This window comes from Methylotenera sp. N17 (genome assembly GCF_000799155.1).
In the GTDB taxonomy this organism is placed as follows: domain Bacteria; phylum Pseudomonadota; class Gammaproteobacteria; order Burkholderiales; family Methylophilaceae; genus Methylophilus.
In genome coordinates this window covers 1,734,075-1,755,524 of record NZ_JUGE01000001.1, presented here as the reverse complement: position 1 = coordinate 1,755,524, position 21,450 = coordinate 1,734,075, and the positions used below count along the sequence as shown (strand labels likewise).

General features: G+C 45.8%; 20 protein-coding genes and 2 tRNA genes. 7 read left to right on the top strand and 15 right to left on the bottom strand.

The features are described 5' to 3' along the window. Positions 1 to 10: 10 nt before the first annotated feature. Positions 11 to 1,705 (bottom strand): tetratricopeptide repeat protein, encoded by a 1,695-nt coding sequence (locus tag FG11_RS08330; RefSeq protein WP_047534269.1) that lies wholly within the window; start codon positions 1,703 to 1,705, stop codon positions 11 to 13. 256 nt (positions 1,706 to 1,961) lie between these two features. On the opposite strand from FG11_RS08330, the gene FG11_RS08325 reads away from it, so the two are divergent. Genes FG11_RS08325 through mutM form a run of 5 tightly spaced genes read left to right on the top strand, consistent with a single transcriptional unit; the run spans position 1,962 to position 6,829 of the window. Then, entirely contained in the window at positions 1,962 to 2,909 is a 948-nt protein-coding gene (locus tag FG11_RS08325; protein ID WP_020182624.1) for an ABC transporter ATP-binding protein, read from the top strand. A 9-nt stretch (positions 2,910 to 2,918) separates the two neighbouring features. Continuing rightward, complete coding sequence (locus tag FG11_RS08320) at positions 2,919 to 3,665, top strand: ABC transporter permease (RefSeq protein ID WP_025224725.1); 747 nt, start codon at positions 2,919 to 2,921, stop codon at positions 3,663 to 3,665. A 13-nt stretch (positions 3,666 to 3,678) separates the two neighbouring features. After that, the gene (locus FG11_RS08315; RefSeq protein WP_020182622.1) at positions 3,679 to 5,064 is read left to right on the top strand and encodes a GldG family protein; all 1,386 of its coding nucleotides are present in this window, start codon (positions 3,679 to 3,681) and stop codon (positions 5,062 to 5,064) included. A 19-nt stretch (positions 5,065 to 5,083) separates the two neighbouring features. Next, complete coding sequence (locus FG11_RS08310) at positions 5,084 to 5,980, top strand: DUF4340 domain-containing protein (RefSeq protein WP_047534266.1); 897 nt, start codon at positions 5,084 to 5,086, stop codon at positions 5,978 to 5,980. Positions 5,981 to 5,983: 3 nt separating this feature from the next. Next, positions 5,984 to 6,829, top strand: a complete 846-nt coding sequence (gene mutM, locus FG11_RS08305) for a bifunctional DNA-formamidopyrimidine glycosylase/DNA-(apurinic or apyrimidinic site) lyase (RefSeq protein ID WP_047534255.1) — start codon at positions 5,984 to 5,986, stop codon at positions 6,827 to 6,829. 27 nt (positions 6,830 to 6,856) lie between these two features. Here the strand turns inward: mutM and FG11_RS08300 are convergent, their stop codons facing one another. The 8 genes from FG11_RS08300 to FG11_RS08270 form a co-directional block, all read right to left on the bottom strand. Continuing rightward, positions 6,857 to 7,237 (bottom strand): DUF5329 domain-containing protein, encoded by a 381-nt coding sequence (locus tag FG11_RS08300; RefSeq protein ID WP_025224721.1) that lies wholly within the window; start codon positions 7,235 to 7,237, stop codon positions 6,857 to 6,859. 68 nt (positions 7,238 to 7,305) lie between these two features. Further along, the gene (locus tag FG11_RS13465) at positions 7,306 to 7,707 is read right to left on the bottom strand and encodes a GFA family protein (RefSeq protein ID WP_081978200.1); all 402 of its coding nucleotides are present in this window, start codon (positions 7,705 to 7,707) and stop codon (positions 7,306 to 7,308) included. Between the two features lie 162 nt (positions 7,708 to 7,869). After that, a complete protein-coding gene (locus FG11_RS08295) occupies positions 7,870 to 9,339 on the bottom strand; it encodes a sodium:solute symporter family protein (RefSeq protein WP_020182617.1) in 1,470 nt (489 codons plus the stop codon). Positions 9,340 to 9,372: 33 nt separating this feature from the next. Then, positions 9,373 to 9,816 (bottom strand): DUF2147 domain-containing protein, encoded by a 444-nt coding sequence (locus tag FG11_RS08290; RefSeq protein ID WP_047534252.1) that lies wholly within the window; start codon positions 9,814 to 9,816, stop codon positions 9,373 to 9,375. Positions 9,817 to 9,851: 35 nt separating this feature from the next. After that, positions 9,852 to 11,408: a ubiquinone biosynthesis regulatory protein kinase UbiB gene (ubiB, locus tag FG11_RS08285; RefSeq protein ID WP_047534250.1), complete on the bottom strand. Its 1,557-nt coding sequence runs from the start codon at positions 11,406 to 11,408 to the stop codon at positions 9,852 to 9,854. Positions 11,409 to 11,415: 7 nt separating this feature from the next. Continuing rightward, a complete protein-coding gene (locus tag FG11_RS08280) occupies positions 11,416 to 12,081 on the bottom strand; it encodes a ubiquinone biosynthesis accessory factor UbiJ (RefSeq protein WP_047534248.1) in 666 nt (221 codons plus the stop codon). Next, positions 12,078 to 12,842, bottom strand: coding sequence for a bifunctional demethylmenaquinone methyltransferase/2-methoxy-6-polyprenyl-1,4-benzoquinol methylase UbiE (gene ubiE / locus FG11_RS08275; RefSeq protein WP_020182613.1), 765 nt, complete (start codon positions 12,840 to 12,842; stop codon positions 12,078 to 12,080). The genes FG11_RS08280 and ubiE overlap by 4 nt, the downstream gene beginning before the upstream one ends. An 11-nt stretch (positions 12,843 to 12,853) precedes the next feature. Then, a complete protein-coding gene (locus FG11_RS08270; RefSeq protein WP_047534245.1) occupies positions 12,854 to 13,234 on the bottom strand; it encodes a gamma-butyrobetaine hydroxylase-like domain-containing protein in 381 nt (126 codons plus the stop codon). Positions 13,235 to 13,469: 235 nt separating this feature from the next. On the opposite strand from FG11_RS08270, the gene FG11_RS08265 reads away from it, so the two are divergent. Beyond that, positions 13,470 to 15,431, top strand: a complete 1,962-nt coding sequence (locus tag FG11_RS08265) for a dynamin family protein (RefSeq protein WP_020182611.1) — start codon at positions 13,470 to 13,472, stop codon at positions 15,429 to 15,431. A gap of 108 nt (positions 15,432 to 15,539) precedes the next feature. On the opposite strand, the gene rpoH is transcribed toward FG11_RS08265, so the two are convergent. The 3 genes from rpoH to FG11_RS08250 all read right to left on the bottom strand — a co-directional run bounded on the left by rpoH (position 15,540) and on the right by FG11_RS08250 (position 19,513). Then, complete coding sequence (gene rpoH, locus FG11_RS08260; RefSeq protein WP_200884569.1) at positions 15,540 to 16,418, bottom strand: RNA polymerase sigma factor RpoH; 879 nt, start codon at positions 16,416 to 16,418, stop codon at positions 15,540 to 15,542. A 142-nt stretch (positions 16,419 to 16,560) separates the two neighbouring features. Next, positions 16,561 to 16,998 (bottom strand): hypothetical protein, encoded by a 438-nt coding sequence (locus FG11_RS08255; RefSeq protein ID WP_152604057.1) that lies wholly within the window; start codon positions 16,996 to 16,998, stop codon positions 16,561 to 16,563. A 292-nt stretch (positions 16,999 to 17,290) separates the two neighbouring features. Continuing rightward, positions 17,291 to 19,513 (bottom strand): RelA/SpoT family protein, encoded by a 2,223-nt coding sequence (locus FG11_RS08250; protein ID WP_047534238.1) that lies wholly within the window; start codon positions 19,511 to 19,513, stop codon positions 17,291 to 17,293. A gap of 280 nt (positions 19,514 to 19,793) precedes the next feature. Here FG11_RS08250 and FG11_RS08245 point away from each other — a divergent pair, with 280 nt between their 5' ends. Continuing rightward, a complete protein-coding gene (locus FG11_RS08245; protein WP_020182606.1) occupies positions 19,794 to 20,318 on the top strand; it encodes a hypothetical protein in 525 nt (174 codons plus the stop codon). A gap of 64 nt (positions 20,319 to 20,382) precedes the next feature. On the opposite strand, the gene FG11_RS08240 is transcribed toward FG11_RS08245, so the two are convergent. From FG11_RS08240 to FG11_RS08230, 3 genes are all read right to left on the bottom strand, one after another. Continuing rightward, a tRNA-Asp gene (locus FG11_RS08240) sits at positions 20,383 to 20,459 on the bottom strand. Between the two features lie 61 nt (positions 20,460 to 20,520). Beyond that, positions 20,521 to 20,596 (bottom strand) — tRNA-Val (locus FG11_RS08235). A gap of 184 nt (positions 20,597 to 20,780) precedes the next feature. After that, positions 20,781 to 21,380 (bottom strand): PEP-CTERM sorting domain-containing protein, encoded by a 600-nt coding sequence (locus tag FG11_RS08230; protein ID WP_047534237.1) that lies wholly within the window; start codon positions 21,378 to 21,380, stop codon positions 20,781 to 20,783. Positions 21,381 to 21,450: the final 70 nt, after the last annotated feature.

Here is a 21,450-nt window from a genome sequence, read left to right as displayed (position 1 = left end):
CACCGATGGCTTAAGATTTGAATTTCTTAGTAGTGGCCAGTAACACATCGTTTTCTGGGTAAGCTTTAAGCGCTTGCTCCCAAATGCGTTTAGCCTCTTCTTGCTGACCTTGTTTCCACAAGACTTCACCCAAGTGTGCTGCAATTTCCGGGTCTGCTTGTATGGCATAGGCTTGGCGCAACTGCTCTACAGCATTCGGCAAATCACCTAAACGGAAGTATACCCAGCCCAAACTATCCATAATGTAGTGGTCGCCGGGAGATAGTTTAAGCGCAGTTTCAATCAAGGTTTTGGCCTCGATCAGCTTAATGTTACGGTCTGCATAAGAGTAACCCAGTGCATTATAAGCCGCGGCATAATCCGGACGCATTTTAATCAGCTTATACAAAGCGTCTTCCATCACGTCTAACTTGCCTGCACGCTCTGCTGCCATGGCAAAGTCATAGGTAAGTTCAGCCGATTCCGGAAAGCTGGTATTGGCTTTTTGCAGCAGATCAAAGGCTTCCTGATGGCGTTTGGCATGCCCAAGTAGATTGGCTTCGGTTTGAATGACCGTGATTTGCTGTTCTACTGTTAAATCGTTGATGTCATCCAGCATGCTGATGGCGGCATCCACATTGTTGGTTCTGGCAACCACTTGCGCTGCTGCAAGGCGACCATCTAAATAAAGCTCGCCCGACTGGATTTTGTCGTACCAGTTGAGTGCGCGCGTATCATTTTTCTGCTTTTCTGCGGAGCGACCAAGATACAAATGCAATTGATCTGGCTCTTTAAAGCCATTTTTCAATGCTTGCTCAAAATATTGGTCTGCCATTGTGTATTCGCCGGACTCTAAAGATAAAAGCCCAACCACTGCGCTCACTTCCGGGCTACCTTTAGAGCTTTCCACTAGGCGGATAAACTCTGGTTTAGCTTCCTGAATTTTCTTTTGATTAACCAATGTTTTGGCGTAAGCCATGCGGACTTCGTTGGCATTGGGGTATTTTTTCAAGAAAGACCTGTAAAATTCCAACGCTTTTTCCGGAGATTCTTTAAATAGCATCTGCCCGTGCATTTGTGCGCCAGGTTCCCAGCCCGGACGCTGTTTGTCTGCTTCAGCCAGTGCTGCCGTGGCTAAATCCATTTTATCGGCAAAGAAAGCGGCTTGTGCTACGGCAAAATGCGCTTCCGGCAATTTGGGATAAGGCTTGGCCAAGTCTTGTACGACTTCTAGTACCTCTTGTTTATCTCTTTGTTTGGCTAGCAGGGTATTGAGATACAAAAAACCATTGGCACGTGTGTCTTCTTTTGTTAATAATTTTTTAATTTGTGGCTTGGCGTCCTTTAGGTTGCCGCTGGCTACCAGCAATTGGCTGGCGGCTTGTTGTGCCTCGGTTGAATTAGGGTCTAGTTCTGTCCATAAGGTGGAGGCTTGCAACGCCAAGGCGGGTTGGTTGGCATAGGCTGCTGCTCTAGCGGCACGCTCGGCTAATCGAGCATCACGTGTTTGTTTGGCTAAGTCTAAAAACAGTTGGCTCGCCAAAGAGAGTTCGCCACGTTGTCCTGCAATTTCACCCAATAAATACTTATAAACAAACTCGGCATTGGCTTGTGTAATTTTGGGTTGTACTTTTGGTTGTACTGTAGAAGCGCTCTCAGCATAAGCGGCATGGCTACTCGCAAAGCAAATCGCGAGTGTGAGAACAACTTTTCTAATGTTTGGCATCAAAATAATTCCTGTTAGGTTGGCTTGCAACGTTTAATGACGCATACGGCATCGGCGACAATGATGTTTAGTCCGTGACAGTTTATGCAAGTTCATCCATAATTAAAGGTTAGGCAATCATTTGTCAAATGATAGTGTTATGTTGCAACACTGCTAATTACGACTATATCGTTTTGCAAGAAACTTTTCTACAAGTTTTGCCTCAATAGGTGGTTGGTTTTTTTGACACATATAACAATTAAAGATACGTTTATTTATGGATAATTTAACAGTAGAAGCAGTTGATCTCACGCGCTTGTACGGGGGTAGGGCGGCAGTGAGCGATGTTAGTTTTCATCTGGCTAAAGGGCAAGTATTAGGTTTTCTTGGCCCCAATGGCGCCGGTAAATCTACCACCATGAAAATGTTGACCGGTAATTTGGCGCCTAGTGCAGGTAGCGTCAAAATCTGTGGTGTTGATATGATTGAGCATCCCAAGGAAGCCAAAGCGTTGATTGGTTACCTGCCGGAGATGCGCCCCTTATATAAAGAGTTTACAGTAGATGAGTACCTGACCATTGCTGCTAGACTGCATCGCGTGAGCGGTAAACATATTAAAAAAGCAGTAGAAATTGCCAAAGCACGCTGTGGCTTATCGCACATGAGCAAACGCTTGATTGAGAACTTATCCAACGGCTATCAACAACGTGTGGGGATTGCCCAAGCCATTATTCATAACCCAATGGTTGTGATTCTGGATGAGCCTACAGTTGGCTTAGATCCCATTCAAATCCGCGATATTCGCGCACTCATCAAAGAAATTGGTCAAGAACACAGTGTGATTGTGTCTACGCATATTCTGCCAGAAGTCGAAATGGTGTGTGACCATGTACAGATTATTGATAAAGGTAAGCTGGTATTTAATGGCGGGATTGATGTGCTGAAACGTCAGCGCATTGGTAATAAGCTCTTGCTAGGCTTTAAGCGTACACCTACCGATTCAGCTTTATTGCAAATCCCCGGCATTACCGAAGTAGAACAAGTGGATGGCATGGTGCGCGTACGTTTTGCCGAAGGGCAAGCCCCGCATGAAGCGATTGTGGAAGCCGCTGTGAAAGAGGGCTGGGGGCTGTATCAAATCGCGCCGGATCAAACCAGCTTAGAAGACGTATTCGTGCAGCTCACTTATCAAGAAGCCGCTGCAGTAGAAGAAAAAGCAGCGTAAGGAACAATCATGGTATTCAGTATTGCAAGAAAAGAACTCAAAAGTATGTTTGCATCGCCCATGGGCTGGATTATTTTGGCAGTGATGATGGGCATCTTTGGCAATTACTTTGCCAACGGGGTCACGAATTATCTAGATGTAGCCTCAGGTGCGATTCGCCCAGCCGAGCGTATTGGGCTTACGCAGTTTGTTTCGCAAACCGTGTATGGTGCTGCTTCATTTGTCATGCTGTTTGCAGTACCGCTGCTTTCTATGCGCTTAATTGCAGAAGAGCGCAGAAGCCAAACGTTACCCTTCTTGTTTAGTGCGCCGCTTTCCATTACAGAAATCGTGTTAGGGAAATTTTCTGGTCTATTAGGTTTTTTAAGCATCCTCATTGTCTATATCGCACTTACCTTATCAACACTCAATCTTTGGTCTGATATTGATTTTGGTTACATTATTGCCAACTCTGTTGGTTTATTTTTACTGGTGGCAAGCTTTTGTGCGTTAGGCCTCTATTTCTCTAGCGTGACAACGCAGCCTATTGTGGCAGGCATTTTGAGTTTTGTTGCGTTGTTTGTGTTGATGATGCTGGATCGTTTTTTTGGTGGGGATCCAACCAGTATCATTGCTAACTTTTCGCTATTAAAGCATTTTGGTTCATTTGCCAGTGGCTTGATTGATACGGCTGATGTGGCATTTTTTCTGTTGTTCGTGATTACATTTTTAACATTAACAATCCGTCGCTTAGATGCAGACCGTTTAAGAGGCTAATCCAGATTTTATTATGAAGATTAATAGCAAATTAAGATTACAAATATTGGCGCAAAACTGGATGTTTGTCGTCGTATTTTTATTATTGGTGGTGATGGTAGGTTACCTCACACACCAATACCGTTACGCAAAAGACATCACGCAAGCCAATCGCAATATCCTGACGCAAGGCAGCGTGAATGTACTGAAACAAATGCAAAACGATGTGAATATCACCGTGTATGCAACCAATGATGATGCCAATAACGGAGATACTTTCCGCAAAAGTTTAATCGAGTTCATGGCGCGTTATCAACGCGAAAAGAAAAACATTTTTCTTACATTTGTAAACCCAACTAAAGAGCCCAAACTTGCGCAAGATGCTGGCGTAAAAGTAGATGGCGAGACCGTTGTGGAATATAACAAACGCACCGAACACATCACCCCACCATTTGCCGAGCAAGAAATGACCAATTTACTGGTGCGTTTGTCTCGTACTAATAATCAACCGATTATGTATTTGGATGGCCATGGCGAGCGTCACTTACAAGGCATTAAGAATCATGATTTGGGCGAATTTGGTAAACAGCTGGAAAGCAAAGGTTTTAAGTTTGCTAATCCGGACTTAACCATTGCGCAAGGCGTGCCAGCCAATGGATCTATGTTGGTCATCGCAAGCCCACAAGTTGATGTGAGTGAAATTGAAGCTAAAAAAATCAAAGCGTATATTGAGGCTGGTGGCAACGTACTTTGGTTGTTGGATGACAATAACCTACATGGCATGAAGGAGGTGGCGGATTATTTAGGCTTAACGGTTTCTCCGGGCATTGTGATAGATAAATCTGCTGAACAATATAACGCTGATCCTAAAGTGGCCTTTGCCAGTTTTTATGGGGATCACACCATTACGCGTAATTTTCAGTTGCGTACGGTGTTTCCGGAAGCCCATGAAATCGATGCAAAAGCCTCGGATGACTTAGGCTGGAAGGTTGGCCGATTGGTTGATGTGGCGCCCAATGGCTGGTTAGAGTCTGACAAAGTGCCTGCGGATGCAAAAAACTTTAAAGTCACTTTCGATCGCGCTAAAGACAAGCCGGGCCCGATCAATATTGGCGTAGCGCTTGAGCGTGAATACGGCAAAAAAGGTCAACGCGTGGTGGTCATAGGCAATGCCAATTTCTTGTCTAATACCTTTATTACTAATGGCGGTAATTTAGATTTTGGTATCAATATCATTAACTGGCTAGCGGGCGATGATAGGTTAATTACCATACAGCCAATGCCGCTCAAAGACGTGAATATCAGTATTCCACAAGGCTCCATCAGTGCGATGGTGATTGGTTACGGTACACAATTTATACTGCCAGTGGTTATTTTCTTGTTTGGTATATTTTTTTGGTGGAAGCGTCGTAAAGCTTAACGGATTTTAGGAAGTCGCAATGAAAAAAGGTTGGTTAATAAATCTCAGTTTATTGGCAATAATTATTGGTATTTCTGTCTTTTTGCATTTAAGACCACAGAATAATACGCAGTCCGCAACGGAGCATGAAATTTCCCAACTCAAAATGGGCGGCTTTACTACAGTCAAAGTAGAGTTTCCTACTCAGGCACCATTGGCCTTTGAAAAAGTAGATGGTCTATGGCGCATGACTGCCCCATACAAAGCACGTGCAGATCAAATGTCGGTGCAGCGCATTTTGTCTATCATCGCGGCTAAATCCCAAACGCAGTTATCTGCGACCGATTTAGCCAAATACGGATTGGATAACCCATCGCTCAAACTCAAACTGACGGATGCCAGCGCGACGCATACCTTTGCCTTTGGTGCTTATAATCCCGTGACAGAAGAGCAGTATGTTGGCTTTAACGATGCCGTGTATTTATTACCCGGCGCTTACAGTGAGGCAGCGTCTGCACAAGCCATTGAGCTTGTGGATAAACGCCCAATCGCGCCATCCGAAGCCAAACAAATAGTTGGAATGGACTTAGGGCGCTTAGAGCAATGGGAAGAAATTCGCCTGAACGTTGATATCGATACCCAAGGCAAATGGCAAATCAGCACGCCCAAAGCCAAGCCCACACAAAACGACATGAACGAATGGTTGGATTTTACTTGGAAGCAAAGCCAAGCTACGTCAGTCGAGTTTTATACGCCAGACCGCAAAGCCACCTTCCCCTCGTTTGAAGTGAAGCTAAAAGACGGCAAGAAAATACACTTTGATAAAATGCAAGAATCCCCGGAATATCTGTTGGCACGCGCGGATGAAGGTATTATTTACCACTTTCCTAACGATGTGGGCTTTAGCATGACCAACCCACCCATCAACCTGAAATAAGCCATGCCGGAACTGCCAGAGGTTGAGACCACGCGCCTTGGCCTCATGCCTGTGCTCGGGCAAACCGTCAGCCATGTGGAGGTTCGTCATCACGGCTTGCGTTGGCCTGTTCCGCCACAACTGCCCAGCATTCTCACTGGTTTAACGTTACATAAGTTAGAACGCCGCGCCAAATATATTTTGGCCACCATGCAAAACGACACACGTAGCGGCACTTTACTCTTGCATTTGGGCATGTCTGGCCGGTTGTGCCTGCTAGAACAATTTAGCCCACCTGAAAAGCACGATCATCTAGATATTGGCTTTGGCGATGGCCGCGTAGTGCGCTTGCGTGACCCAAGGCGCTTTGGCGCTGTGCTATGGCTGGACGGCGATGTCAATCAGCATCCGCTATTGGCTACGCTAGGGCCAGAACCGCTGCAAGAAGCTTTTAACGCACGCTATTTGCATCACAATATGCGCACACGCACCGCGGCCATCAAAACTACCATCATGGATGCACACCTAGTGGTCGGTGTCGGCAATATCTACGCCAGCGAGTCCCTGTTTAGAGCACGTATTGCCCCGCAAACACCCGCCAATCAACTTACACTCAAACAGTGTGAACGCTTGGTAGAAGAGATTAAAGCCACGCTCAGCGATGCGCTCAAAGCAGGCGGCAGTAGTTTGCGCGATTTTTTTGGCGCAGATGGCAACCCAGGGTACTTTCAGCAAAGTTACTTTGTGTATGGCAGAACTGGCGAGCCATGCAGAGTGTGCGGAAAACCGATTTTAAGTGTCCGCCAAGGCCAGCGCTCTACGTTTTATTGTAGCGTTTGTCAGAAGGCATCACGTTCGGCGTCCCATTAACAGTGCTAGGCTGCATGCAGGCAGCACTCATGGCTTGCCTCCGCTGCTTAAAGAGCGGATTGAGGCAAGTTCCCTAGTGAGCCATTGCTGGCTCTTAACTGGCGGCGTATTGCCGCATTTGACTTGGTAGGACTGACCGGTGAAACTGCTCGACGAAGCAGCAAGCTCAATAAACTGTTCGGTACTGCGGAGCGTGCTCTTGCCCTCTAGGTATTCGAGCTTACGGAGAAGGTGAACTTTGGCCTCTGCGCCGCTGTACCAAGCGCCATTGCGGCTGAACTCACAGCCGGAGGCTTGGAGATTGGTCAGCAAGACATCGATTTCAGCGCGAACTGGTGCTGAGGTTGGTGCGGCGACTGCCGTACTGCTAGCGACTACTAAAACCAGAAGGAATATTAGACGATTCATTGTTGCTGCCTAACGTTTGAATTTAGGGGCGCCGTTAGGCGTACCGCTTGAATGATTGGATAGGTGTATTAAACACGGCCTGGCTGCCATTCAGAATAAGCAGGAATTTTTCCATCATACTTAAGCCATGAAACTTCGTGAGATTTGAAAATATGAAATTCGGGGGTTTTTTGAGGAGGCTCATCCAATGTTGCTACACGTAAAACTACATGCTCTTGCCCTGTGCGTTGGGCAATTAAGTGAGTGCCACAATTTGAACAAAAAAAACGGAGTTTGCCCTTTGATGACTCAAATGACTTTAATAGTTCCTGACCACGCACCCAGCGAAAGTTTGAGTGTTTAACACCAGCGGCAGTATTAAAAGCAGCGGCATGAGCTTTTCTACATGTTTGACATGAGCAATGACTTATTGGAGTGTCAAGCTGAGACACTTCATATGCAACCCCACCGCAAAGACAACTACCTTTCATATGTGCCTTTCACTTTCGCCCCTAACGTAAAGTAACATCCTATTTGACGTAAAACATTCCGTCAAACACGTTTTTAATATTGTAAAAATACGTACTATTTTCAATATATTCATTGGGTTATTTAAGTTTAGTACAGCCTAAAAATATGATGTAATACATCAGCTAATGCTGATGCGGTCTTGCTGCATGCTCATGCAAATAGCCCTGTGGTTTTTCCGGGTTGCCGCCAATTTTTTGTGGCAATAACGAGCCAGCCACCATGCCCACTGCGCTCACGGCCAAGCCTATCAGTTGTGGTGGAATCAGGCTTGCTTCGCCAATCAGTACTTCAATCAGCACCCAGCTACCAATGCCGCCAACAATGGCTGCAAGCGCGCCTTGGCTGGTAGAACGCTTCCAGAATGCGCCAAATATAAGTGGAATAAATGCGCCAGCGAGTGTGATTTTATAAGCAGATTCCACCATGCCGAAAATCGAGAGCTCTGAATTGAGTGCGTAGAGTAAAACGCATATGGCAAAACCCACTAAACAGAAGCGCATGACCCTTAGAAAGCCTTTGTCGGTGAGGTGAGGCATATAGCCTTTAACAATATTCTCGGCAAAGCTGACAGACGGCGCAAGCAAGGTGGCAGAGGAGCAACTCATAATAGCTGATAAGACTGCGCCAAAGAAAATGGCTTGCGCTAACAAGGGCGTGTGTTCTAGCACTAACGTAGGCAATACACGCTGTGAGTCTTCTGCCACCAGTTTTCCATAGACAGCCGGGTCAATCAACGTGGCAGAGTAGGCAATAAACATGGGCACAAAGGTAAAGCAAAAGTACACGCTTGCCCCTAACAGCGAGCCCCACAATGCAATCTTGGCGCTCTTGGCAGAGGTGATGCGTTGAAATACATCCTGTTGCGGAATGGAACCTAACATCATGGTGACCCAGCCACCTAAAAAGGTAATCCATACCCAAACGTCTGCCCCTTTGGGGAAGAAGTCTAGCTTGCCCGCTTGGCGTGCATGCTCAATCACCGGGGCTACGCCACCTGTCATGCCGGAAACGATACTGCCGATATACAGTAAGCCGCCAATGACAACGATCATTTGTACAAAATCTAGCACTGCCACAGATAACATGCCGCCAAGCGTGGTGTAGGTGAGCACAATGGCGGTGCCTAAAATCATGCCTGCTTCTTCGCTAATGGCGCCGTGCGTAATCATATTAAAGATCAGGCCGAGTGCCTTGATTTGTGCGGCTACCCAGCCTAAATACGATACAACAATGGCAATGGTGGTGAGTACTTCTACGCTGCGGTTGTAGCGCATACGGTAGAAATCACCCAAGGTAATAATGTTGAGTTTGTAGAGTTGTGTGGAGAAAAAGAAGCCGGCAATAATCAAGCACATGCTGGAGCCAAAGGGGTCTGCAGCTACGCCGTTGAGGCCCTCTTGCACAAAGGTCGCGGATACCCCAAATACGGCTTCTGCACCAAACCAAGTGGCAAATACGGTGGCCATGACTACTGGCAAGGGTAGGTGGCGGCCAGCCACGGCATAATCTTTGGTGTTGTGTACGCGGGTGGCGGCGACTAGGCCAATCCCAATTGAAATCATGAGATAAACGATGACAAACCAAATGAGCATAGTCGCTTCCTGTTATTTAACTAAATCTATTTCCTATTCAACGCGATGCCAGGTTTGTGAGCGGCCAATCAGCGCAATACCAATGTAACCACGCACCTCAAGCTTGTTGCCGCTTTCGTCCAGAGTCATTTTACATTTATACAGTTTGCCGCTTTCGGGGTCTAAAATCTCACCGCCGTCATATTTGGTGCCGTTCTTTTTTAGTCCTTTGGCAATGGTCATGCCGATGATCTTTTGGCCTTTACGCTCATCGGTACATTTATCACACACGGCCTCGCCAGTATCGGTCTCGCGTAAGCCTTTTTCTACCACGGCGCTGTATTCGCCATTATTTTCACTAATCCTTATCAGTGAACGCGGTTTACCTGTTGTGTCGTCTATGGTTTTCCATAGGCCGACGGGTGTGGTATCTGCCCATGCAAGCGGCGCCAATAGAAACATACTCAACATCACACCGATGACGCTCAATTTACGCATATGTTTTCCTTGATAGAAAGTTTACTTAGTGAGAGTTACTTAACCAGAATTATTATCAAACTCGCCAACTGTAGCAAGACCAGCACCGCAATCGACAAGCTCGTCCACTTTTGCCATTTAGCATGGCGATGCTGTGCTTGTATTAGCTCTGCAAGCTTGGTTTGCTGAGGCGTATGCTGCTGTGCTTGAATATTTTGTTGTAAAAACTGATGTACCAATCTTGGCATTTCTGGCGCATTTTTTAGTACGAATGGCAGCTCTTTTTGTACAGACTTGAGGATGCTGCGCCAGCCGACTTGTTCGCTCATCCATTTTTTTAAGAACGGTTTAGCGGTTTGCCATAAATCAATATTGGGGTCGAGCTCGCGGCCCAAGCCCTCAATATTCAGCAAAGTTTTTTGTAGCATCACTAGCTGCGGTTGAATGATGACACCAAAGCGGCGCGACATTTGAAACAAACTGAGCAGCGTGCGTCCAAACGAAATGTCCTTGAGAGGCTTATCAAAAATCGGCTCACAAATTGCGCGGATAGCCGTTTCCAATTCTTCTACATTGGTGTTCGGTGGTACCCAGCCGGATTCAATGTGCGCAACAGCGACATCACGGTAATCGCGATTAAAAAATGCTAAAAAGTTACGTGCCAAATAGTATTTATCGGTATCGGATAGGCTGCCCATAATGCCAAAATCCAAGGCAATATATTTGCCTTTGTGGATGCCTTCGGTCGCCACTTGTATATTGCCAGGATGCATGTCGGCATGAAAAAAGCCATCTCTAAATACTTGCGTAAAAAAGATTTCTACCCCGTCATGCGCCAGTTGCGTGATGTCGATGCCTTTTTCCCGTAGCACATCTATTTGGCTGATAGGCACGCCATGCATGCGCTGCATGGTCATGACTTCCTTGCGGCAATCATCCCAATACACTTCTGGAATCAACAAGCGCTTATCTGGGAAATTTTTAGCGAGTTGCGTGCAGTTGGCGGCTTCCAGTGTTAGGTCTAATTCGTGCTCGGTGTGTCTGGCAAATTCATCCACAATGTCTAATGGCTTTAGGCGTTTGCCTTCGCTAGATAGCGCTTGCACCAACCAAGCCAGACTCTTAATCAAGGCAATGTCTTGATGAATGACTTTGGCAATGCCGGGACGCAACACTTTGACGGCTACTTCTTGACCATTGGCCAGCGTGGCAAAGTGTACTTGTGCGACAGATGCGCTGGCCACGGGTGCTGTGTCAAATTCTGCATACACTTGCTCAATCGGCAAGCCAAATGCGTTTTCAATCGTTGTTTTGACTTGGGCAAAAGGAAACGGCGGCACGCGGTCTTGCAGTTTGGCTAATTCGTCCGCGACATCCACTGGTAATAAATCACGACGGGTAGAAAGCATTTGCCCGAACTTCACAAAAATCGGCCCCAGTTTTTCTAACGCCATGCGCAGACGCACTGCGCGTGGTGCAGATTGTTTACGCCAAAATAATACAACGTTGAGGACGCTGTGAATCAGTGTAAAGGCGCCTTGGTTGGCTAAAAACTCATCCAGTCTTGCCCATGCCAGTACATACAAAATATAAAAAAGACGAAGATAGTGCATGCTAAATTTAAGCGCTTTCTTGAGAGGGGGGTGAGCGACGCGTGCGTGGCTTTTTAGGTTTGGCCGCAGGCGCTTCGTCACTAGACGTGGAGGCAGGTGTGATTGATTGCGTCAGTTTATCAATACGCTTCTCAAAGCGCTCCACATCATGGCGGAGCGTGTCTACAGCATCGTTAAATTGCGTAACGTGCGTTTTCTTGGCCAGAATGTTTTTCTCTTCTTGCCAGTATTCCGACACCATGTCAGCTAAGTCGGTCGATTGCTTTTTGGCTTGTGCAAACATGGATTTGCTGACTTCACCTAATTTAAACGCCGCAATGTCTCCCACCACATGGCTGATATCTTCTTCAATATCCCAGCGCATTTGCTGCAACACTTTGCTGACTTCTGTCGCTAAATGCAGATCACCCTCTACTTTAATCAGCGATTTTGCATGGGCATCGCCCGTTGCCAGCCGTAAGCCTAGACTAGGTGGAATGTGTACGGTGGCATCAGCCTGTGTTCGGTCTGGTGCAATCGCTAAGCTGCCATCTTCCAGAATGATGAGGTGCGCTTGCATCAATACAAAATCAAACGTAATCATTTGTCCGGCAAATGGCATTAAGTGGGGTCTAGCCCAGTTATTTTGCTGGGTAATATGCTGTAAAAAACGCGTCACCAGTGGAGCGATCATGCTGTTTTATACCCTTTGTGTAACGCCACCACACCTGCAGACAGGTTGTAATAATCCACACGATGGAACCCTGCATCCAGCATCATTTGTTTGAGTGTTTCTTGGTCTGGGTGCATGCGGATACTTTCAGCCAAATATTGGTAGCTGTCTGCATCTTTGGCAATCCACTTGCCCATCATAGGCAGCAACTTAAATGAGTATAGGTCATACAGTTTTTCCAGCGGTTGCCATACTTTAGAGAACTCCAAAACCAGTAGCCGTCCGCCTGTTTTAAGTACGCGCTGCATTTCTTTCAGCGCAACGTCTTTATGTGTCATGTTGCGCAAGCCAAATGCCACAATCACACAGTCAAACGTTTGGTCGGGGAAAGGCAATTGCTCGGCATTACATTGCATGGCAGGTATTGCTAAGCCGGCATCTAACATGCGGTCACGCCCAACGCCCAACATAGAGGCATTGATGTCAGTCAAAATCACCTCGCCAGGATTATGGCTGGCGTTGACCCCTACTTTTTTAGCAAATAGTTTGGATAGATCGCCGCTACCACCCGCGATATCCAACACTTTATCGCCCGCTTTCACGCCGCTGGTATCTACTGCAAATTGCTTCCAGACACGATGTAGCCCAGCAGACATTACGTCGTTCATCACGTCATACTTTTGTGCTACAGAGTGGAAGACTTCGCCAACCTTAGCTTTTTTCTCATGCTCGGCAACAGTTTTAAAGCCAAAATGGGTGGTGTGTTCGCCGTTATTTTCCATGTGCAACATCCTTAATGAGTTTCTTTGCGCGGGTGCCCTGCAGCATCCAACTTGCCGATGTACTCTAGCCATAATGCCTGATAATTTTCTGCCAAATAATACAGATAATCCCAAGAGTATAGGCCGGTATCGTGACCATCGGAGAATACTAGCTTGACCGCATAATTGCCCACGGGTTCGATAGCCGCAATGTTGACTTCTTCTTTGCCAATTTGCAGCACCTCTTGCCCTGCACCATGGCCGCGTACCTCTGCAGAAGGCGAGTACACGCGCAACATTTCGCAAGAGAGCATGCACTCGGTATCGTTATCAAAATGAATTTCTAGCAGCTTGGACGCTTGATGAAGTTTAATGGCTGTCGGGCGCGGGGAGTCTGGAGTTAGTCCGCTCATGTCGATATCAAAAATAAGCAATTAATCAAGACTGAAATGATAACAGAACATCATAGATGACTGATTGTTTAGCGCGAATTATTCAAAATACAACATTGCATTACCGTTTGTAGTAAAAAATTAACCACTTATCTGATATTTTTTTGAAAAACACATCTTAGCCTGCTGATTTATTTGATGCTTTTATAAATCATGCTAGAGTCACTATTGTAAAAAAGCGTGATACGGGACGGGTATGGCAGAAAATAGATTAGCACATCAATTTGCAGCTTATTCTGAGTGGAGAAGATCCCTAGTTGATTGCATCAATGATTATCGCAATTGGCTGAATGAGCATGAATTAAATGACTCTCAAGTGGAGCAGCGTATCACGCACTTGCTTGAGCGTTTACGTGAAGATAAGCTCAATGTAGCTTTTGTGGCTGAGTTTTCACGCGGTAAATCAGAACTAATTAACGCGATTTTCTTTGCCGACTACGGCCAACGCTTACTGCCTTCCAGTGCAGGCCGCACCACCATGTGTCCTACCGAGTTGCTGTACGAAGCAACTAAGCCTACCTCATTGCAACTATTGCCGATTGATACACGCGCTACCGATGTATCAACCTCCGAATACAAACGCTATCCTGAAGAATGGACTGTGGTTGAGTTTGATGTGAACTCCAACGACAGCATGGTGGAAGCGTTTAAAGAAGTCAGCCGTACTAAGCGTGTGACAGCAGAAGAAGCTGAGAAGCTTGGTCTGTATGATCCAAACAACAGTGACGACGCCATGAGCCTCAATAAAGATGGTTCTGTGGATGTGCCGTGCTGGCGCTATGCCATGATTAATTTCCCGCATCCTTTATTGGAGCAGGGCTTAGTGATTTTGGATACCCCAGGGTTAAATGCGATTGGTACTGAGCCAGAATTAACACTGAACATGTTGCCAAACGCACATGCTGTGTTATTTATTTTAGGTGCAGATACCGGCGTAACTAAATCAGAGATTGATGTGTGGCGCCAATACATTAGCGGTACACGTTGGAAACAAAAAGGCCGTATGGCGGTGCTGAATAAGATTGATGGCTTGTGGGACGAGCTCAAAGACGATGTGGAAATCGAAAAAGAGCTAGTGAAGCAAGTGAAAGTCAGTGCTGAGCTGCTTGGCTTGGAAACTACACAGATTTTCCCTACTTCTGCACAAAAAGGCCTGCTGGCAAAAGTGAATGGCGACGAATCCTTGCTTGAACAAAGCCGTCTGCCGCTGTTGGAAAAAGCATTGTCGGATGAGTTGATTCCATCCAAAAAAGAAATCGTACGCGATAACACCAAAAACGAGATTGATGATTTGATTACCAATACCAATCTGATTTTGGAGTCACGTATCAGTGGTGTGCTAGAACAACTGGAAGAACTGCGTGGCTTACGCGGTAAAAACGAAGACGTTGTTGAGCACATGATGAACAAAGTGAAAGTGGACAAAGAAAACTTTGAAAAAGGCTTACAACGCTTTCAGGCATTACGCAGCGTGTTCTCACAACAAACCAATAAACTGTTCACATTGTTAGGCATGGATGGCCTGAAACACAAGGTGCATGATACGCGCGAAACGATGGTGAAAGCCAATTTCACCAAAACGATTCGTGATGCCATGGATGACTTTTTCTTGGAATTAAAAGGCCGTTTGGTGTCATCGGATGAGCATATTCAAGACATCAAAAAAATGATGGACGTGATGTACGAGAAATTTGCCAAAGAGCATGGCTTGCGCAAGTCTGAACCGCCGGCATTCTCTACCTTACGCTATCAAAAAGAGCTTGCTAAATACGAGCGTGCCTATAAAGAGCAGTTCAATACCGCTTTCAATATGATTGCTAACGAGAAAATGACGTTGACCAGCAAGTTCTTTGAAACCTTGGCCAGCCGCGTGATACATGTGTATGAAGTGGCTAACCGTGATGTAGAAAACTGGTTAAAAGCAGTGATTGCGCCAATGGAATCACAAGTGCGCGAGCATCAGATTCAATTGCGCCGCCGGTTGGAGAGCATTAAACGTATTTACCAAGCCACCGATACCTTAGAAGACCGTATTGCCGAGCTGGAAACGGTAGAAAAAGCGATTCGTTCTCAAGTGATGGATTTAAAAGTATTGCGCCAGCACATGGGCAACGCTTTGGATTTTGATAACGAAGAGGCGGAGAGCCAAGCAGCTTAGTTGGCAATAAATGCACAATAAAAAAGCCGCACCTATTTTTAGAAGTTAGGGCGGCTTTTTTATTTGCGTCATTAAAGCATCAAGTGATTAACACCCAGTGATTAACACTTAGTGCTCAAGTTCAGCCGTCATGATGCTTTTGATTTTTTGCATCGCCTTTTGCTCAATTTGACGGATACGCTCTGCAGACACATTAAATTCTGCGGCCAAATCATGCAATGTAGACGTTTCATTCTCGTTTAACCAGCGCGCTTCCACTACACGTCTGCTACGCTCGTCCAAGCTCATCAAGGCTTTGCTCAATCCGCTAGATTGACGTTGCTCGGTCTGTACGTTTTCTAAATGCTGTGCAGGTTCCGGGCTTTCATCTTCCAAATAAGCAATTGGGCTAAATGATTCATCACCATCGTCATCAATATGCGCGTCCAGAGAGATTTCCTGACCGTTTAAACGGTATTCCATCTCCATGACTTCTTCTGGTTTAACGTTAAGCTCTTTAGCAATATGCTGCACTTCATCTGCACTCAGGGTGTCAAAGCTTTGCTTCATGCTACGTAAATTAAAGAACAATTTACGTTGTGCCTTGGTGGTCGCCGTTTTAACTAGGCGCCAGTTGCGCACAATAAATTCGTTCATCTCGGCTTTAATCCAGTGCATTGCAAAGGATACCAAACGCACACCACGGTCAGGATCAAAACGCTTTACCGCCTTCATCAGGCCGATATTGCCTTCTTGAATTAAATCGGATTGCGGTAAGCCATAACCTGCGTAACCACGCGCAATGCTGGCTACTAAGCGCAGGTGAGACACGATTAACGCGCGCGCTGCTTCCAAGTCACCATCTTTTTTAAGACGGGTCGCATAATCATATTCCTCTTCTGCTGTCAGTACCGGGAACACTTTAATCGTGCGCAGGTATTGATCTAAGCTATCTAAAGAGGCTACTGAAGGAATGGTCAAAGCGTTGATAGTAAAACTCCTTTTCATTGACGAATAATTAATTTTAGCACTCTCACTTGGAGAGTGCTAGTGGAAAAAAGTTCATGAAAAGGCTTTTATTCTAAATATAAACGAAGGTTTGAATGAACGGGTGCGCCAAACGTCACATTTGATAGAAATGGGATAGGTGCTAATCCAGTGAGAAGTTATAAATTTGCTCACCTTTGCCAAAGCCATTAGGCTGTACAACAAGTCTAGCAGATTCTGCGCTTAATTTTTCTAACGTACCTTTAGATGCAGGACTGAATCCTTTTACGGGAGAAACAATAATTAAGCCTGAGAATAAAGGCGTTTCTTTCCTAAGCGCTAAACCAAAGGATGTGGTCGCTCCGCCATTCGTTCGATACAGCCGATAATAATGATTTTTATTTTTAAGCTCGCCAATTTTTTCAAAACTTAGGTCTTTTCCATTGTTGTCTATACTTGTAGTGGCAAAAGTAATTAAGGCTATAAATGATATTGGAATAAAACAAGCTATAGCGATAACAATTAAAAGCCCCCGCCAAAAACCATATATATTTCTACTGAGCCATAAAAGTGAGAATGGAATTAGCAGTACCAATAACATAAAGATGCTGTAATTAAGTATGGGATTGTCGAAACGAAGAAAAACTGGTGAGAATAAGAGTAAGTAAAAAGATATGCACCAAAGCGTTATCCAGATGACTAAGGCTTTTATGCTCGCTAGGAAGTTAGATGTTTGAGTAAGCATAATATTATTTGAGAGTTAATTTTGACATGTTGTTTTTTTAAATCTTGCGTTTAGCTACTGATTCAGACGTGTCGAAAGCAATAGCAAGTACATGCGCAATCAGGTGAGTGTATGAAAGAGTGGAGTTTTGTCATTCAGCCAATTACAATCAAACCCGTTGTCTTGCCGTAGTCACATTTGGCAGCTGCTGAATCAGCGCTAATAAGCGGCTTAACTGTTCTCTATCCGCGATCTCTATTGAAAACTGCATCAACGCCAGATTGTTTCTGGTCATGGTATTGGCTTTGGTCGCATTGACCTTTTCGCGCACAAATAAATCGCTGATATCGCGAAGCAGGCCTTGTCTATCGTTAGCTTCTATCTCAATATCAATCGTTGTGCGGACATTCTGGCAGTTACCCCACTGCGCACCGAGTAGGCGATTACGTCGATCTTCCTGTAGTCGAACGATAAACGCGCAGCTCATGCGGTGAATGGTCACACCGTGATCGCGTGTGAGATAACCTACAATCGCATCCGGTGGCAGCGGTTTGCAGCATTTTGCCGTGTTGGTTTGCAGGTTGCCAATGCCTTCCAGCACTATCTCTGATTGCGCTTTTTGTGCAGTGACGCGTCTAGGGGTGGCCGGTGGCAGGGGTTCTTCAGCTCTGGGCGCCATTTCTTCTTGAATGGTCAGGGCAATTTGGTGCTCACTGACATCTCCGCGACCAATCGCCGCCAACAGGTCTTCCAGTTTTTGAAAGTGCAACTTTTGGGCGATTTTTTCTTGATTAATAGCACCGATACCAGCGCGGTGTAGCTCACGGTCTAGTTTCGCTCGGCCTTGCGCAACATTTTCTTCAAAGTGCTGATATTTAAACCAGTGCCGCACTTTGGCGCGTGCGCTTGCGCTTTGTAAAAAGCCAAGCGAGGCACTTAACCAATCACGGCTGGGTGAGCCATATTTAGATGTCAGTATTTCTATACGCTGGCCATTTTGTAATTTTGTGTTGAGCGGCACGATGCTGCCATTGATTTTGGCGCCACGCGTGCGGTGCCCCAAATCAGTATGCAGAGTATAAGCAAAATCGATAGGGGTGGCGCCTTTAGGTAGGTCGATCACTTTGCCTTGTGGTGTCAGCACGTAGACTTTGTCTTGAAACAGTTCACTTTTAAATTGCTCTAGTAAGTCACTGCTATCGGATGCTTCATCCTTCCATGCCAATATCTGGCGCAGCCAAGCGATTTTCTCGTCAAACTTGGCATCGGATTTCCCACCTTCTTTATAGCGCCAGTGTGCTGCTACGCCAAGTTCGGAATACTGGTGCATTTCAAACGTGCGGATTTGCACTTCTAACGCCAAGCCACGCGGTCCTGTCACAGCCGTGTGTAATGAACGGTAGTTATTGCTTTTAGGGCGGGCAATGTAGTCGTCAAACTCGCCTGGGATAGGCTGCCATAGGTTATGCACAAGACCTAGCGCTGCATAGCAGTCCTTGATGTCTTCAACTAGAATTCTCACTGCACGAACATCGTAGAGTTCGCTAAAGTCCAAGCCCTTGCTCTTCATCTTTTTAATGATGCTGTAGATGTGCTTGGGTCGCCCACTCACATCACCCTGAATGCCAGTTTGGCTTAACTCATGTTTAAGTTGTGCCACGACATCGATAATGTATTGCTCTCGGTCTATGCGGCGTTCGTCCAACTTTTTAGCAACATCTTTGTATAGTTGCGGCTCCAGATAGCGTAACGAGAGATCTTCTAACTCCCATTTTAGCTGCCACACGCCAAGGCGGTTGGCCAGAGGTGCAAATACCCCTTGGCTTTCTTGCGCTATCTGTTTTTGTAAATCCAGGCTGGCGCCAGATAAATGGCGTAAGGTTTGCGTGCGCTCTGCCAATTTAATGAGCACTACGCGGATATCTTGCACCATGGCTAGCAGCATTTTGCGCAAGCCCTCTATTTGTCGCGCTTGATCGTCAGTTTTCCGTTCTGGGTCACGTAGGCCATCCATCTCGCTCAATGCCTGAATTTGTTCCATACGTGAAATGCCATCGACCAAATCTGCAATATTGGCGCTAAAACGGTCTTTTAGCGTTGCTTGCCAGTCAGCCATATGCGCTGGCAAAGCGTGCAAGATGGCGGCAGCAATGGTATCTACATCCATGTTCATCTCTATGAGGATGGTAGCTGTGCCGAGTGCATGCGCTAGCAATGGCGTGCCGGTCACTTCAAGATGGTCAGCGTAGACAACAGTGGCTAAATCGCAGGCGTCACGGATCAGCGCGATTTCGGTGGATGAAAAGCGTTTGGCTGAGGATGCAACCCATGAGGCAATGTCCTGTGCATGGGGGTTGAGTGAAACAGAAGTGGAGTGATGTGCAGAAACCATAAAATATTATCGCATCAAAGCGCTTGCCGTGCGTTGAACAGTGCATATTGAAAGATTTTCGAACGCATGTAAATAGGCATCAATCAAACGTATATGCGCCAATATCCATGTTCAAGAAAATACATTGCCCGAACTTTTTGATTAAAAATTTGCCGAAGTCAATGTAGTGATGTTCGTATTCAGCAATCATAAAATATATACCGTAATCGCTTTGTGCACGAATTAGGCAGTATCCACCTTTGAGTAGTAGATAGCTCGAATCTTAAATAAGGAGATCACCATGAATCGTCGACTGTATTTTATGTTACCCAATATAGATAGTGCGCATGCAATGATGAATGATTTGTTACTTGCGCGCGTAAGCGCAAATCGCATCCACTTTCTTGCCAAGCAGGGGACGCCAATGGATGATTTACCCGAGCCTGCTGTATCTGAGCGTACCGATTTGATTGAAGGCTGGGAAATAGGTACAGGGCTGGGCGCACTTGCCGGATTGGCAGCGGGGCTGGTGGCTATTGCTATTCCAACTTGGTGGTATACAAAGCCGATTCCTATGGTGGCCATGATACTTATTTGTGTATTGGTTGGGTTGTTGGCAGGCGGTGTGTGGACAGCAATTGTTGCAACGAATATACCCAATACACAACTAAAACGGTTTGAGAGCAGAATTGCAAAAGGGCAAGTGCTCATGATTGTGATTGCACCCTTTCAACGCGTGCAGGAGGTGCGTGATTTAGTGGCTGAGAAACACCCGGAGATTTCGTTTGATGGTGTGTGGCCGACAGAGCATGTCTTATTCCCTTGACACATGGTTAAATGGTTAATGTGGCAATAAAAAAGCCTGCACATGTGCAGGCTTTTTTATTCATTGGCGGAGTGGACGGGACTCGAACCCGCGACCCCCGGCGTGACAGGCCGGTATTCTAACCAACTGAACTACCACTCCTAAAACTATCACTTTGGCACTGATGCGTGTATTAAACGCGACTTGCGACTACTGTGTTGAATGGTGGGTGCTAACGGGGTCGAACCGCTGACATTCGCCTTGTAAGGGCGACGCTCTACCAACTGAGCTAAGCACCCTGCCTAACCAACAGGGAGCGCATTCTACAACATATTCTGAATATTGGAAAACGGATAATTGCATATTTCGACATATATTTTTGATGCCGAATAAAGTTGGCCTGACTCAAAAGTGCAATCAGGCCGATTGTGATAGGCGTTAATCAATTATAAAACAGATGGTTAACAATGAAAATATATGAAATTAACGCTTCATAGTTTTACTTCTGATTCCAATAAGTCCTAGGCCGGAAAGAAGCAGTAATGCAGATGAAGGTGCTGGAACCGTGGTGATTGCTGGAAGGGTAAACGCGCTTTGATATTCAATCGGACTGTTCGCGCTAACCAGCGCATCAAAGCTATAGTCAACAAAGTTATAGTCTGTCACATTGTTCTCTTGTCTGTATTGCAATGTGGATCTGAAATCAGCAGATCTGAGTAATAGTACGCCTGAGGTGTATTCATTTAATGTTGCAAAACTCAGTGTCATCTGTGAAGCATCTATTGTCAGTGTGGCATCTGCTCCTGCCGTCATCAAGTCCCACACGGAGTTTGAGTTATCCATATAAGTAACAGGTTCTGAGGCGTTAAAGAGCGTTGCTATATAGCTTGAACTATTAAGTATGTTTTCAATTTCGAGTTCATCAGTAAAGCTGCCGGTCAGGTTTGTTGTAAGCGTAGCAGTAAAGTGGTTGGTTCCAGAGAGCGGGTATGCAGCTAAGTTGAAGGTGGTGTTGGCGTACACGGAACTGGATAATGCTAAATAGACGCCCAATGAAGCGGTGAGGAGTTTAATCAAGGCCATTTTTACACGCTTTCTTTATATTGTTAGTTGGTTAAATGAGTGTTTTGAGTATTGGATAGTGATTGCTTGG

What these genes read in the sequence shown, in the direction of transcription:
- FG11_RS08330 (WP_047534269.1), bottom strand. Translation starts at nt 1,705, where the DNA reads ATGCCAAACATTAGAAAAGTTGTTCTCACACTCGCGATTTGCTTTGCG.
- FG11_RS08325 (WP_020182624.1), top strand. Translation starts at nt 1,962, where the DNA reads ATGGATAATTTAACAGTAGAAGCAGTTGATCTCACGCGCTTGTACGGG.
- FG11_RS08320 (WP_025224725.1), top strand. Translation starts at nt 2,919, where the DNA reads ATGGTATTCAGTATTGCAAGAAAAGAACTCAAAAGTATGTTTGCATCG.
- FG11_RS08315 (WP_020182622.1), top strand. Translation starts at nt 3,679, where the DNA reads ATGAAGATTAATAGCAAATTAAGATTACAAATATTGGCGCAAAACTGG.
- FG11_RS08310 (WP_047534266.1), top strand. Translation starts at nt 5,084, where the DNA reads ATGAAAAAAGGTTGGTTAATAAATCTCAGTTTATTGGCAATAATTATT.
- mutM (WP_047534255.1), top strand. Translation starts at nt 5,984, where the DNA reads ATGCCGGAACTGCCAGAGGTTGAGACCACGCGCCTTGGCCTCATGCCT.
- FG11_RS08300 (WP_025224721.1), bottom strand. Translation starts at nt 7,237, where the DNA reads ATGAATCGTCTAATATTCCTTCTGGTTTTAGTAGTCGCTAGCAGTACG.
- FG11_RS13465 (WP_081978200.1), bottom strand. Translation starts at nt 7,707, where the DNA reads ATGAAAGGTAGTTGTCTTTGCGGTGGGGTTGCATATGAAGTGTCTCAG.
- FG11_RS08295 (WP_020182617.1), bottom strand. Translation starts at nt 9,339, where the DNA reads ATGCTCATTTGGTTTGTCATCGTTTATCTCATGATTTCAATTGGGATT.
- FG11_RS08290 (WP_047534252.1), bottom strand. Translation starts at nt 9,816, where the DNA reads ATGCGTAAATTGAGCGTCATCGGTGTGATGTTGAGTATGTTTCTATTG.
- ubiB (WP_047534250.1), bottom strand. Translation starts at nt 11,408, where the DNA reads ATGCACTATCTTCGTCTTTTTTATATTTTGTATGTACTGGCATGGGCA.
- FG11_RS08280 (WP_047534248.1), bottom strand. Translation starts at nt 12,081, where the DNA reads ATGATCGCTCCACTGGTGACGCGTTTTTTACAGCATATTACCCAGCAA.
- ubiE (WP_020182613.1), bottom strand. Translation starts at nt 12,842, where the DNA reads ATGGAAAATAACGGCGAACACACCACCCATTTTGGCTTTAAAACTGTT.
- FG11_RS08270 (WP_047534245.1), bottom strand. Translation starts at nt 13,234, where the DNA reads ATGAGCGGACTAACTCCAGACTCCCCGCGCCCGACAGCCATTAAACTT.
- FG11_RS08265 (WP_020182611.1), top strand. Translation starts at nt 13,470, where the DNA reads ATGGCAGAAAATAGATTAGCACATCAATTTGCAGCTTATTCTGAGTGG.
- rpoH (WP_200884569.1), bottom strand. Translation starts at nt 16,418, where the DNA reads ATGAAAAGGAGTTTTACTATCAACGCTTTGACCATTCCTTCAGTAGCC.
- FG11_RS08255 (WP_152604057.1), bottom strand. Translation starts at nt 16,998, where the DNA reads ATGTTATTGGTACTGCTAATTCCATTCTCACTTTTATGGCTCAGTAGA.
- FG11_RS08250 (WP_047534238.1), bottom strand. Translation starts at nt 19,513, where the DNA reads ATGGTTTCTGCACATCACTCCACTTCTGTTTCACTCAACCCCCATGCA.
- FG11_RS08245 (WP_020182606.1), top strand. Translation starts at nt 19,794, where the DNA reads ATGAATCGTCGACTGTATTTTATGTTACCCAATATAGATAGTGCGCAT.
- FG11_RS08230 (WP_047534237.1), bottom strand. Translation starts at nt 21,380, where the DNA reads ATGGCCTTGATTAAACTCCTCACCGCTTCATTGGGCGTCTATTTAGCA.